Raw genomic sequence first — 14072 nt, forward strand, 5'->3', positions numbered from 1 at the left:
TTAGGGCTCACACTCTAAACTAACAAGACACCTTACTAAATTTTGTTAAATATTAGTGAGGTGCCTATGTATTTCACAAAGAGACAATAACCGCAAGCCCTTCTCAGCGGCACAACAAAAGTCGTGCACTCGCTGCCAAATAACGTCGGTTTAAGCTTTAACTAAAAATTTAAACTTAGCTGCAAACCTGCAATCATTGCATTCTCAGCATCATTATCACCATTAGGGTCGATGATATACTGAATACTAGGCATTAACTGTATTGCTGGGGTAACAACATAGTTATAATTTAACTCAATCGGGTACTCATGGTCTCTTACGATTACTTCATCATCTGAAAAATTCGCGTTATAAAAGCGCTGAGCGTCACTAAGCTCATTACTGACACTGTTTCGGCCCACTGCAAAACCAATACGGTCGTGTGGTCTACTAACTAAAGGTGCATCAATATATCCGCCAAAAGCCAAAACTTCGCCTATAGCGCTGACACTTTGATCTGCGTGAATCATACTCGCAAAGATACGTAAGCCACCTCCAGAACTATTTCGAGTTAACTGTTGTTCAATATTAAAATAAAATGCATTATCAGTATCTTCTATAGCGACCATATCACTTGTCGTGCCAGCAGGGTAACCCGCATTATTGACTAATTTAGTTTTATCTAAACTGCTGCGGACAACGCCAAATCGATAATCTCCATCTAACCCATTCTTGTATTGGCGTTTATATTCCAACTCACCTACCAAGGTCGTGCCGTTAACCTCCCCTGATGTTGTTAATTTTAACCCTTGATTTAATGACATGGTTGCAGGGTTTGCATCATAACTGCCTAGTTTAAAAAGCAAATTATCAGTGACTTTGTATGTTAGTTGCACGCCTAGTGCACTAAGGGGGTCACCATACCAACTACTACTCAAATAATTGGATGAGCCACCACTGCAAAATGTTAGGTGCTGAAAGGCACAACTCATGGCAAAAAAATCAGCACTTGGGTAAATTCGACCCACTTTAATGCTAAGTTGATCTTCAAATAAATGCTGAGTTAGAGAGAATTGAGTTAAACGCGTTACATTGCCACGACCATAAATTTGTTGCGACTGCAGCAAAACTGGCAGGTTTGCTTTTTCATTAATAAGCTCGCCATTACGGTTGGTAAGCTCCACCTTAAATTCGGCACCCGACCAATTAAGCAATTTTTCTAAATTAAAGTAGCCACCGGCAAAAAACTGATCGGCATAAGCCGTTTCTGTACTTTCTCCCCCTTTTAAGTTGTGAGCTGTTTGACTGAAGTAGCCTAAGCGAACATCCACACCTTGCTCTGCTAGCTTACCTCTTGCCCCTAACCAACCGCCACTTAGATGGCTGTGAACATCAAAACTTTCATCTGCATAACCTGACTGAGAATACAGCAACATAATGGCTGCGATAGATTTAAGCCGAGCGACGTTTAAATAGCGTTCACTTTCCCCTTTCCATGTACGACAAAACTTTGGTTGTTGATTTGTGTTCATATGCGTGTTCTCCATTTTAATTTGCCCTAGCTGATCAACATCTTAGTATTCAACGCCCAGGAAAGGGCAAATGACATAAACATGAGCATATTCCTAATACAGAATATATTTGTCAACATCAAAAAATAGAGCTCAAATTCTAATTAAAAGAAATTAGAATCTGTGAAAGAGAAATTAAAATGGATAAAACTAATCCTCTTTCATATGAACACCATTTCAGGAAAAATTAAACACCCGCATAACCAACTAAAAAATAACAACTTTATCAAGATTGATTTGATGAAGCTTTAATTCCAGAACAAGAGCAATTACTTCGACTTATTAATGACAATCAGCCGATTAAATAGACTGATTCATTAACATTGACAAACAGCAATCAAAATAGGATTATGCCCACGTGCAACCCATTTGCCCAAACAGGAAGATTTACTTTATGTAAATACTCAATGACAACAATCATGGGCGTGTTGATTTTTGAAATTTTCTATTTATCTAATAAAAAGTTTTAGTGTTAAACAATGAACACATAAATAAAGATGCAGTTAAGCTATTTGCTTACAAATCAGCATGCCTAAAAAGTACTGGGATCGTTACTTATGAATACTAATCATAAAGACCTAAACCATATAGAAGAAGAGCAATTACCTATTGCAAAACATAAGCTCAAAGGATGGAGACATTTTTTAGGTTTATACGCAGGAGAGCATGTTGCTGCTACTGAATTTGTATTTGGCGCAACCTTTGTCGCACTTGGCGCAACCATGACGGATATTCTGCTTGGCTTGCTAATTGGTAATATTCTCGCCGTGCTAAGCTGGACACTAATCACCACCCCAATTGCTGTTGAAACACGCCTGAGTCTATATACTTACCTTCAAAAAATAGCAGGAAACTCAATGACCCGGTTATATAACTGGGCGAACGTCATAATCTTTACGGTTATTTCTGCTGCTATGATCACCGTTTCTGCAACGGCTGTTCGCTTTGCACTTGATATTCCCGCGCAATTAAATTGGTACCCAACAAACGCATGGTTTGTCATGGTCGTTCTTGCCGTAGGCATTATCGTTGTATTGGTTGCTATGTATGGTTTTAACGCTGTATCGCAATTCTCAGGTATTTGTGCTCCGTGGTTATTTGTTATGTTCATCAGCGGTCCATTAGTACTCATGCCTGAACTTGCCAATTCGGTCATTGGTGAAACCTCTGTCTCGAGTTGGGGAGACTTCATGCACATTGGCAGTGTCTCTGTATGGACTGGGTTAGATGCCAATGGTGAGCCAGGCATAGGACTATTAGAAGTCATTGGTTTCTCTTGGGCAGCAAACACCATCACTCACTTTGGTTTAATAGACATGGCTCTGCTGCGTTACGCGAAGAAAAAAAGCTATGGCTTATGCACATCTGCCGGTATGTTATTTGGTCACTATATCGCTTGGATCTCTGCAGGCATTATGGGTGCGGGTACAGCAGTTTTGGTGAAAAAGTCGATTACTGAGCTAGATCCTGGCGATGTTGCGTTCCATGCACTTGGGTTATCTGGGTTAGTTATTGTTATTGTTGCAGGTTGGACTACAGCAAATGCAAACTTATACCGAGCTGGTCTTGCTGCACAAGCTATATTTAGTAACCTTTCGCGTACCAGAACGACATTTTTAGTGGGCATTGTTACTGTTTTAATTGCTTGCTTTCCATTTGTATTTACTAAGCTACTGCCACTTCTTACATACGCAGGACTTTTAGTCGTACCTGTTGGCGCTATCGTTTTTGCTGAACATTTTTTATTTCCAAAGATAGGTCTAACTCGTTATTGGGTCACCTACAAAAAGCTTGAGCATAGCTCTGCGGCTGTTATTGCGTGGGCACTTGGCCTAGTGTTCGGATTTACACTAAACGCGATCAATATAATCCCATTCTACTACCTTTTCTTACCAACTTGGGTATTCAGTATTGTCGTATATATTTTATTAGCAAAACGAAATGGCGCTGCGCAGAAGTATCCTGAAGAAGAAGCAGAGCTAGCTAATTTTGATAAAAAAGTAGAAAGATTTCACGCCGAACAAGCAGCCAATGAGCCAGCATTTATTCTTGATCAGCGCCTGTTAACCAAAGTACTCACTGCGGTTGCTTGGTTAAGTCTAGGTGTTACTGTGGTGCTAGCAGCAAATGCCATGTTCAACTCACCAGATGTTGCTTCCTATGAACACAATAGAACGTTATTTTTCAATAGTGGATTCGCTTGTACCATCATTTACTTCGCGAGTGCGTATTGGGCTATGCAGCGTAAAAAACAATTTTCAGCCGTTTAACTGCTCGGGGGCAAAACATGAGCGCACTTTCTTTAAATAACTCAACACTGAGCTCTTTTCCTACATCTATATCAGTGCCGCGTTATAACCGACAATCACTAAAAGCTGGGATTGTCCATGTTGGTGTGGGCGGGTTTCACCGCTCTCATCAAGCTTTCTATACTGATAACTACATCAACCATACGGGTGATTTAGGTTGGGGCATATGCGGTATAGGCTTACGCGAGGCTGATCGGGCTATTAAGCAATCTTTAGAAGCACAAGATTATCTGTACTCCCTATTGGTAAAGCACCCAAATGGCAAAACTGATACGCAAATAATTGGCTGTTTAACCGATTTTCTCTTAGCGCCAGATGATCCAGAAGCTGTTATAAATAAAATGGCCACTGAGGAAACCCAGATTGTTTCATTAACAATAACCGAAGGGGGTTATAACTATGATCCATCAACCGGCGAGTTCGATTTTTCAAACCCTGATATACAACATGACTTAGCAAACCCAAACAAGCCAAAGCTGATTTTTGGCTACCTTGCTGCTGCTTTAGATCGCCGCAGAAAGAGTGGTCAAAAACCGTTTACAGTTCAGTCTTGTGATAATGTTCAACACAACGGTGATGTCATACGAAAAATGTTAGTTACTTACATTAGTTCATATGACTCAGAGCTTGCTGATTGGGTCGCAAATCAAGTTAGCTTCCCTAATGCAATGGTCGACCGTATTACGCCTGCAACCACAGATAAAGATATTGCTCTAGCAGAACAGCTGGGAGTGATTGATTCATGGCCTGTCACGTGTGAGCCTTTTCACCAATGGGTCATCGAGGATAAATTTTGTCAACAACGCCCAGCTTGGGAGAAAGTAGGTGCGCAAATAGTCAATGATGTAACGCCTTATGAAACCATGAAAATTCGCTTATTAAATGCAAGCCATACTGTTATGGGAATACTCGGATCTTTGCGTGGCTATCAAACCATAGAGCAAACAATTTCAGATCCCTTATTTGCTACAGTGGTAAGCAACTTCATGGATAACGAAGTAACACCGATTTTAGATGACGTACCTGGTATTGATCTAAGTGATTATAAGCGAACACTGATAGCTCGATTTGCAAACCCTAACATCAAGGATAGCCTTGCACGAATTTGCTCTCAAAGCGCAAGTAAAGTCTCCACCTTTTTAGTACCTACGATAGTAGAGAACCTTAAAATTGGTGGGAATGGTGCGATTGCTAATTTAGTAATTGCAGCTTGGTGCTTATACAGCGACACGCATTCGTCTCAACAAGGTCAGTCTTTAGAGGTTATCGATGATATGGCTGAAACATTACAGCAAGCTGCTCATGCATCACGCATTTCACCACTTGCTTTTCTTGAGCAACTGAGCATTTTCGGCTCAATTATTGAGAACGAGTCATTTTGTAATGAATATAAATATTACATCAGCCAACTCTATGCGGGAGTGGCAATTGAGCAGATTATGGAGGCGGTGTTAAGTAGTTATAAGGCCAAGTAGTATCAGGCAGAGTAAGTTTAAAAATAAAAAACCGCCCTAGGGCGGTTTCTTTTTGTATCACTGATTAAGGCATAGGATCGAGATCCGCGCCTTCTTTTTCAATTACTTCAGGAATTAAGTCTTCTTTACTTACACCCATTGCAATTGCTACAGCTGAAGCAACATAAACAGATGAATAAGTACCGATGAACACACCAAATAGTAATGCGGTTGCGAAACCGTGGATCGTTTGACCACCCCAGCCAAATAACGCAATCAATACTAGGATAGTGGTGATTGATGTTACTAGGGTACGGTTTAACGTTTGCGTTAATGAAATATCGATAATTTCAATCGTGTCATCAATGCGCACTTTACGGAAGTTTTCACGGATACGGTCAGATACAACGATGGTATCGTTGAGTGAGTAACCTATTACCGCCAAAATCGCCGCAAGAATCGTTAAGTCAAACTCTAGGCCAAGTACAGAGAATAAGCCTAGTGTGATGATAACGTCGTGTAATAGTGCTGATACAGCACCTACCGCAAAACGCCATTCAAAACGAAACGCAACGTAAATTAAGATACAGATAAGCGCAGTTAACATGGCAAGGCCACCCTGCTCTTTTAGATCTTCACCAACACTTGGGCCAACAAATTCGATACGACGCATTTCTACTGTCGACTCAACTTTTTGTAATGCCGTAATGATTTGGTTGCCAATTACTTCTGCTTTTACGCCAGCACCTTGCGGAGCAAGACGCACTAGAATTTCTTTACTTGAGCCAAACAGTTGCACTGAGAAATCTTCAAAGCCACTTTCAGTGATTGCATCACGTACTTCTTTAAGATCAGGTGCTTGTGTAAAGCCTACCTCAACAGCGGTACCGCCAGTGAAGTCGAGACCAAAATTTAAGCCTTTAGTAAAAAACGACACGAAAGAAGCCAAAATCAACAAAGTTGATAATGTCATGGCAAACTTTCTTAACTTCATAAACGGGAGTGTTTTACCACCGAGTTTTAAAATTTGCATGCTGACTCCTAAATCGACAACTTATCAATACGCTTACCGCCAATGAACAAGTTGATTACCGCACGGGTACCAACAATGGCTGTAAACATAGAGGTGATAATACCAATCGCTAGCGTTACTGCGAAACCAGCAATAGGACCTGTACCCACTGCAAATAGAATCACTGCTGCGATAAGCGTTGTGATGTTAGCATCTAAAATGGTGCTAAACGCGCTGTCGTAACCAAAATGAACAGCTTGTTGTGGACTACGGCCATCAGCAAGTTCTTCACGAATACGTTCGAAGATAAGTACATTGGCATCAACGGCCATACCGACGGTTAATACGATACCTGCAATACCCGGTAACGTTAACGCAGCACCCGGAATAAGTGACATCACACCAACAATTAATACTAGGTTGGCACCCAGAGCGATATTCGCCACCATGCCGAAACCTTTGTAGTAAATAAGCATAAATACCAGTACAAACACGAAACCAAGCACAACGGCAGTCATACCCGCTTCGATGTTCTCTTGACCTAGGCTTGGACCTACCGTACGTTCTTCAACGATTTGAATTGGCGCAACCAGTGCACCAGCACGAAGTAATAGGCTAAGGTTGTGTGCTTCAGCTGGGTTATCGATACCTGTAATACGGAATGAACGGTCAAGACGCGCTTGAATGGTCGCCACGTTAATCACTTCTTCAACTTTAATTGGCGGAAGTGCTTTACCGTTTTCATCTGTTTTACCTGATGGCTTGTATTCGATAAATACTGTAGCCATGCGTTTACCGATAGCACGCTTAGTGAACGCATTCATTTTTGCGCCACCTTTGCTATCTAGCGTAATACTAACTTGTGGACGTTGATACTCATCCATACCTGATTGCGCGCCAGTGATGTGGCTACCTTCAAGAATGATGCGCTGCTTAAGAACCACTGGGTAACCTTCACGCGCCATGATCATTTCTGTACCAGGCGGTAAACGGCCTTGCAGGGCTGCACTTGCATCTGCGTTTTCGTCAACTTCACGGAACTCTAGAGTTGCAGTTGCACCTAGAATCTCTTTAGCACGCGCTGTATCTTGTACACCCGGAAGTTGCACGATGATACGCTCAGCACCTTGGCGCTGTACGTTAGGCTCTGCAACACCGATTTGGTTAATACGGTTACGGATAATCGTTTCGTTTTGCTTGATAGCGTAGTCACGAATTTCTTTTAACTTTTGCTCGCTCATGCTCACGTAAAAAGCATTGTCGCTGCTGCTATCATCAACGTAAACGTTTAATGGGTAACGAGTTGATAAGAAACGCTCTGCTGCGTCTTTATCTTCTTCGTTACGCATTTCAACACGTAATCGCTCGCTGTTCGCTACACGGCGAATAGTGCGATAACGTAGTTTTTCTTCACGTAAGTCACTTTTGAAATCTTGTTCCATTTGCTCAAGCTGAGTATCAACCGCCGTCGCCATGTCGATTTCCATAGTAAAGTGAACACCACCGCTTAAATCTAGGCCTAGTTTCATTGGGTTACCACCCAGTGACTTTAACCACTCTGGTTGAGCAGGTGCCATATTGATTGCAGAGATATAATCTTCACTAAGGGAATCACGCAGTAGATCTTGCGCTTTTAGTTGGTCTTCAACATTCTTAAAACGAACGAGGATTTGTCCATCTTCAAGTTTGCTTGATTTAACAGTAACGTTATGTTCTTTGAGAGTCGCATTTACTTTATCGAGTACGCTGAGGTCAGCATCAGTACCTTTAGTGCCCGATACTTGTATGGCCGGGTCTCGGCCATACAAGTTAGGAGAGGCATATAAAATACCAACGACTAACACTACAAGAACAAGTAAATACTTCCATAATGGAAACTTGTTTAACACGTGTGAGTCCTTATTTTTATTGTTATAGCGACTTCATAGTGCCTTTTGGCAATACTGCAGAAACAGCTGATTTTTGTACTGTTACTTCTGCTTGGTCGTTTAATGAAATCACGATAAAGTCTTTGTCATCAGCGATTTTAGCAATCTTACCTACTAAACCACCTTGCGTTAGTACTTCGTCGCCTTTCGCCATTGCGCTCATTAGGGCTTTATGCTCTTTTACACGCTTAGCTTGTGGACGGTAGATTAAGAAATAAAATACCAGACCGAAAATACCCAACATGATTAGCATTTCCATGCCACCACCTGCTGGTGCTGCACCTGCCGCACTTGCGTGGGCGTTTGAGATGAATAAACTCATTTCACTTCCTCTTTAATTTTTCTAAAAATTTAATCTGATGTATCTGCAAGCTCTGGCACTTCTTGGCCGCGGCGTGCATAAAAATCTGCAACAAATTCGTCTAGTTTGCCATTACTGATGGCATTACGTAAGCCTTCCATCACGCGTTGATAATAACGTAAGTTGTGAATCGTGTTTAGACGTGCGCCTAAGATTTCATTACATTTATCAAGATGATGCAAGTATGCACGTGAATAGTTTTTACACGTATGACAATCACACTCAGGATCCAATGGACCGGTGTCTGTTTTATGTACTGCATTACGAATTTTAACAATGCCGCCAGTTACGAATAAATGACCATTACGTGCGTTACGCGTAGGCATCACACAGTCAAACATATCGATACCACGGCGAACCGCTTCAACTAAGTCTTCAGGTTTACCAACGCCCATTAAGTAACGAGGCTTGTCTTCAGGCATTTTGTAAGCACAGTGGTCAAGAATGTTGATCATCTCGTTTTTCGGCTCACCAACCGATAAACCACCTAATGCATAACCATCAAAGCCGATTTCTTCTAGGCCTTTTTGCGATTGTGCACGAAGCTCAGGGTACATACCACCTTGGATAATACCAAACAGCGCAGCTGGGTTATCACCATGACCTTCTTTTGAGCGTTTAGCCCAACGAAGTGACAACTCCATAGAATCTTTCGCTTCTTTTTCAGTCGCAGGGTATGGCGTACATTCGTCAAAGATCATCACGATGTCAGAGCCTAGATCACGCTGAACTTGCATCGCTTTTTCTGGCGAAAGCATGATTTTTTCACCATTAACGGGTGAGCTGAACATCACGCCTTCTTCTGTGATTTTGCGCATTGCGCCTAAGCTGAATACTTGGAAACCGCCTGAATCAGTTAGGATTGGACGATCCCAATTCATAAAGTCGTGTAAATCACCGTGCTGCTTAATGATTTCTGTACCAGGACGCAGCATTAAGTGGAAAGTGTTACCTAGGCAAATTTGTGCACCAGTATCTTTCACTTCGTCAGGCGTCATACCTTTTACAGTACCGTAAGTACCTACCGGCATAAATGCTGGCGTTTCTACAACACCACGTTCAAAAATCAAGCGGCCGCGGCGCGCTTTACCGTCAGTGCGGTCTAATTCAAATTTCATATTATCCTCAGTGTCGGAAAAACAGTCCAACAAGCTATAATTTAACCGCTCGATTCTACCCTGTTTGCAGGTTTATTACTATTAATTGAGCTAAATTCGAAAATAAAAAGCCCAGTTCAAAAACTGGGCTTTTTAACGTTATTTGCGCGTTAAGAACATCGCATCACCATAACTAAAGAAGCGATACTTCTGCTCAATAGCCGTATGGTAAGCACCCATTATGTTCTCTTGGCCTGCAAAGGCACTGACTAACATGATTAACGTTGATTCAGGTAAATGGAAGTTTGTCACCATGGCATCAACCACATTGAACTGATAACCCGGATAAATAAAGATATCGGTATCGCCAAAGTAAGTATCTAGTTTGCCGCCGTGCACTTTAGCTGCTGACTCTAATGAGCGGACTGATGTAGTCCCTACAGCGATTACACGACCACCTTTTGCTTTCGTTTCGGCTACCGCTTTAACCACTTCATCTGGTACTTCGATGTACTCTGAGTGCATAACATGCTCATCAACTGAGTCAACGCGCACAGGCTGGAATGTACCAGCGCCCACGTGCAAGGTCACAAAGGCCATGTTAATGCCCTTGTCTTTTAAGGCTGCCATTAATTTATCATCAAAATGCAGGCCAGCTGTTGGCGCGGCTACGGCACCTGGCTTTTCACCATAAACAGTTTGATAACGCTCACGATCTGACTCATTATCAGGGCGGTCAATATAAGGTGGTAATGGCATATGACCGATCTCGTTTAGGATATCGAGTACATTTTCGTCTTTGGCAAATTCAAGCTCAAAAAGCTCGCCATGACGCGTAACCATGGTTGCTTCTGCTTTACCTTCTAGAATGATTTTTGAGCCTGGTTTTGGCGATTTACTAGCTCGTACATGCGCAAGCACACGGTGTTCGTCAAGTACACGCTCTACTAACACCTCAAGCTTACCGCCTGATTCTTTTTGCCCAAACATGCGAGCAGGGATCACTTTGGTGTTATTGAAAACTAATAAGTCATTTTCATTAACGAGCGATAAAATATCACTAAATACTTTATGCTCAACTTGCCCTGATGGGCCATCAAGCGTCAGTAAACGACTGCTAGTTCGATCTGCTTTCGGAAAACGAGCAATTAATTCATCAGGAAGGTCAAAGCTAAAATCAGCTACGCGCATAGAGCATATCTCTCATTAATAAAAACGCGCCAAGTTTACTCTGATACGCCTACTACCTCAAGCAAAGCCCTAGACCAAGTGAATGGCCGTTTACAGGTTTACACACTTAAGTGCTTATTAACCGCTTTTAGGTAAAGTTTGCTTGTAGATTAGGCAAAATGTCATTATTCTAGCCTATTCAATAAACATGGGTTAGGTAAGAGGTAGTAGCGCCATGGCAAAGCAGTTGAAACTGCTAATTTTAAACGCAAGCGTTGCTGAGCGTGAAACAATTAAGACCACATTAAACAAACTTAATGTCTTCACGTTTATCGAAGCCAGTGACTCTCAAGATGCGCTAAAAATTCTTAAAAGCCACCCAGTGGATATTATCATTACCGGTCTTGAGGTTGGTAAGATTGATGGTTGGCGTTTTTCGCGCATGATCCGTTCAGGGTTATTAAAAACACCAAAAAACACACCTATTTTACTTACTCCACCAATTTATTGTGAACGTATAGCCGAAACCACGGCTCGCAGCTATGGCATTGATGCCGTATTGCCATTTGAACGCCAAGATATGCTGCCGCAAATGTTAGCCAACGTGTTATCAACCCATCTTGAGAAAAGTAGTCGCCTTAATTTATTGCTACTTGAAACCGATAGTCGCAAAGCAAAAGATATTAGCGAGCAGCTTAAACTCAGTTTTGCTATTACTCACACCACGTCTACAAAAGCGACGCTAGCTACTTTTTTACAACAAAAATTTGCCATTGTATTGATTGACGCCACCGAGTCTCATTCTGATACCGCAGCTGGGTTAATTAGCGAAATATTACAACACAACCCAAAACAAGCGATTGTAACCATCATTGATAACAATGATGCAGATTACGCGGAGCAGTTGTTACTTTCTGGCGTTACTGATTTTATTCGCGCCCCTTACGATCACTCGTTATTAAGCAAAGTGTGTGACCACGCTGCTCGTCGTGAAGATTTCATGGTGAGCTACGCAGAGTTTGCACAAAAAGTAGAACAACTAAGCCAAAGTCAAAGCCGTTATAAAGAGCTGTTTTCTGCCCACCAACGTATTTTATTACACCTAAATACGGTGGTACTTGAGTTTAACCAAGAGGGTAATATTCGCTTTATTAACCCAGCTTGGGAGCATTTAACGGGCTATGGCATAAAATCTAGTTTAGCAAAGTCACTAACAGACTTTTGCTTACCGGAGTGCAAAACAAAGCTACAAGATACCATTCAGCGTATTTTGCTTGGTGGTGAGCAACAGCAACAGGTCGAGATCCAGCTAAAACATAAAAATGGTAATGCCATTTGGGTTGAATGTCGCTTACAACTAATAAAAAATAGCCAAAACTCAGCGACTATTACCGCCACTATCGATAACATTCATGAGCGTAAACAGGCAGAGCTACAACTTCGTCATTTAGCCTTGCACGATACGCTCACAGAGCTGCATAACCGTTATTACTTTGACCAACAATTACAACGTATTTGTAAGGCCAAGTACACCAGTAACGATACCGAGCATGCGCTAATTTATATCGACTTAGATCACTTTAAAATCATCAACGACAGTAAAGGTCACCAACAAGGCGACATCGTTCTAAAAGAAGTTGCTCAGTTATTTACAGCGAATATCAGTGATGAGCACTTAGTGTGCCGCATCGGTGGTGATGAATTCGCCGTGATCTTAAAAAATACGAACCTACTCGATGCACACTTGGTTGCAGAAAGCATTTGCATGGCGATTGAAAAACACCGTTTTCATTCAGAAGGCCAAGAGTACTCAATTAGCTGTTCAATTGGTTTAACACAAATCACTGAGCAAAATAACGATCCAAGTGAATGCTTAAAACAAGCTGATATCGCTCTTTATGTAGCAAAAAGCTTAGGACGTAACCTCGTTCATTGCTACTCTAAAGAAGACTCCAGCCACAATAGCTTACAAGCGGGGTTAGAGTGGGGGCACAGTATTCGTCAGGCATTACAGCACGATGCTATCGAGCTTCACTATCAGCCTATTTGGGACTTTAAGCGCGGCCATGTTGCCTATTTTGAAGCGCTATTACGCTTAAAATTAAACGATGAAATTGTTTACCCAAATCAATTTATCCCAGCTCTTGAACTTCTAAATGATACATTTTTAATGGATCAATGTGTTATTCGTAATGCAATTAAGAGTGTTGCCGAGTACCCGGAACTCAATCAAATAGCAATTAACTTATCAGCACAGTCGTTTTTAGATGAACGCTTACTGCCTCATATAGAGTCGAGCTTAAAAGAATATGCTGTTGAACCAACACGTATCATTTTTGAGATCACAGAGTCTGCGAGTATTAATAACCTCGTTGCAACCCGTGCCATGATCGAGCGTTTGAACGGCTTAGGGTGTCACTTCTCAATTGATGACTTTGGTACAGGCTTTAGTACCTTCAACTACCTTAAACAATTACCGGCTCAACATGTAAAAATTGATGGTTCATTTGTTCGCGACATGCTGAACGACCCAATCGATTTAGCGCTGGTAAAGGCAATTAATGATATTAGCCGTTCCCTTGATAAGCGCTCTGTTGCTGAATATGTTGAAAATCAAGAGATATTTTTAGCGCTAAAAGATATCGGCGTAGATTATGGGCAAGGTTACTTCATTGCTCGCCCGATGCCTGTTGAAAAAATAACGGCTGAACTAAAAAAAATATCTGAAAATAATCTGTTTAACTAACAATTATCTAGCCTATTTAGAGCAAAGCTTGATACATTTTTAAACATTTTTTCTAAGTAATTTTGCTTCCATACTGACAATACTCATCTATACTTAAATCCACAGCAAGGTTAAATGTCGTGTTTTTATAGTGATTATCTATAATAAACATGACATTACTTATTATATTAAACATACTAAGCATAACTTAACATCGTTAAGTCCATGTATTGGCGGTATAATGGAGAAAAGTGATGACACAACTTATCGTTTTGTTGCTGATTGTAAATTTAGGGATAGCGTATCAATGTTACCGTAATGCGAGCTTAAAAGGGTATCCGGTAAAAACCTTTACAGGGTTAGGTTTAGTACCTTACTTTAACTTAGTCGTGTGGGTTTACTTGTTGTTTTTACCCGACTTAAAACCATTTTCAATGAATGAAAAGCAGCCACTTTAGGCTGCTTT

The 14072-nt window shown here is 41.3% G+C and carries 10 protein-coding genes; 4 read left to right on the forward strand and 6 right to left on the reverse strand.

The window, feature by feature from the left end:
- Positions 1 to 161 precede the first annotated feature (161 nt).
- Positions 162 to 1511, reverse strand: a complete 1350-nt coding sequence (locus IRQ78_RS10925) for a carbohydrate porin (protein WP_194442146.1) — start codon at positions 1509 to 1511, stop codon at positions 162 to 164.
- A gap of 596 nt (positions 1512 to 2107) precedes the next feature.
- On the opposite strand from IRQ78_RS10925, the gene IRQ78_RS10930 reads away from it, so the two are divergent.
- Both IRQ78_RS10930 and IRQ78_RS10935 read left to right on the forward strand, forming a co-directional pair.
- Positions 2108 to 3820, forward strand: a complete 1713-nt coding sequence (locus tag IRQ78_RS10930; protein WP_138600197.1) for a purine-cytosine permease family protein — start codon at positions 2108 to 2110, stop codon at positions 3818 to 3820.
- Between the two features lie 17 nt (positions 3821 to 3837).
- On the forward strand, positions 3838 to 5334 hold the full coding sequence (locus IRQ78_RS10935; RefSeq protein ID WP_194442148.1) for a mannitol dehydrogenase family protein: 1497 nt from the start codon (positions 3838 to 3840) through the stop codon (positions 5332 to 5334).
- Positions 5335 to 5398: 64 nt separating this feature from the next.
- Here IRQ78_RS10935 and secF read toward each other — a convergent pair whose 3' ends face one another.
- From secF to queA, 5 genes are all read right to left on the reverse strand, one after another.
- Positions 5399 to 6346, reverse strand: coding sequence for a protein translocase subunit SecF (secF, locus tag IRQ78_RS10940; RefSeq protein WP_054552488.1), 948 nt, complete (start codon positions 6344 to 6346; stop codon positions 5399 to 5401).
- Positions 6347 to 6354: 8 nt separating this feature from the next.
- Positions 6355 to 8214: a protein translocase subunit SecD gene (gene secD / locus IRQ78_RS10945; RefSeq protein ID WP_194442150.1), complete on the reverse strand. Its 1860-nt coding sequence runs from the start codon at positions 8212 to 8214 to the stop codon at positions 6355 to 6357.
- A gap of 22 nt (positions 8215 to 8236) precedes the next feature.
- Positions 8237 to 8575 carry a preprotein translocase subunit YajC gene (gene yajC / locus IRQ78_RS10950; RefSeq protein ID WP_036973302.1) on the reverse strand — a complete coding sequence of 113 codons (339 nt, stop codon included), beginning with the start codon at positions 8573 to 8575 and terminating at the stop codon, positions 8237 to 8239.
- A 29-nt stretch (positions 8576 to 8604) separates the two neighbouring features.
- A complete protein-coding gene (gene tgt, locus IRQ78_RS10955) occupies positions 8605 to 9732 on the reverse strand; it encodes a tRNA guanosine(34) transglycosylase Tgt (RefSeq protein ID WP_058583935.1) in 1128 nt (375 codons plus the stop codon).
- A 138-nt stretch (positions 9733 to 9870) separates the two neighbouring features.
- Positions 9871 to 10902 carry a tRNA preQ1(34) S-adenosylmethionine ribosyltransferase-isomerase QueA gene (gene queA / locus IRQ78_RS10960; protein WP_194442152.1) on the reverse strand — a complete coding sequence of 344 codons (1032 nt, stop codon included), beginning with the start codon at positions 10900 to 10902 and terminating at the stop codon, positions 9871 to 9873.
- Between the two features lie 214 nt (positions 10903 to 11116).
- Between queA and IRQ78_RS10965 the strand changes: the two genes are divergently transcribed.
- Both IRQ78_RS10965 and IRQ78_RS10970 read left to right on the forward strand, forming a co-directional pair.
- The gene (locus IRQ78_RS10965) at positions 11117 to 13627 is read left to right on the forward strand and encodes a two-component system response regulator (protein ID WP_054552484.1); all 2511 of its coding nucleotides are present in this window, start codon (positions 11117 to 11119) and stop codon (positions 13625 to 13627) included.
- A 233-nt stretch (positions 13628 to 13860) separates the two neighbouring features.
- On the forward strand, positions 13861 to 14064 hold the full coding sequence (locus IRQ78_RS10970) for a hypothetical protein (RefSeq protein WP_054552483.1): 204 nt from the start codon (positions 13861 to 13863) through the stop codon (positions 14062 to 14064).
- The last annotated feature ends 8 nt before the right edge of the window (positions 14065 to 14072 follow it).

Origin of the sequence: Pseudoalteromonas simplex, assembly GCF_015278155.1 — a bacterium.
Taxonomy (GTDB): domain Bacteria; phylum Pseudomonadota; class Gammaproteobacteria; order Enterobacterales; family Alteromonadaceae; genus Pseudoalteromonas; species Pseudoalteromonas simplex.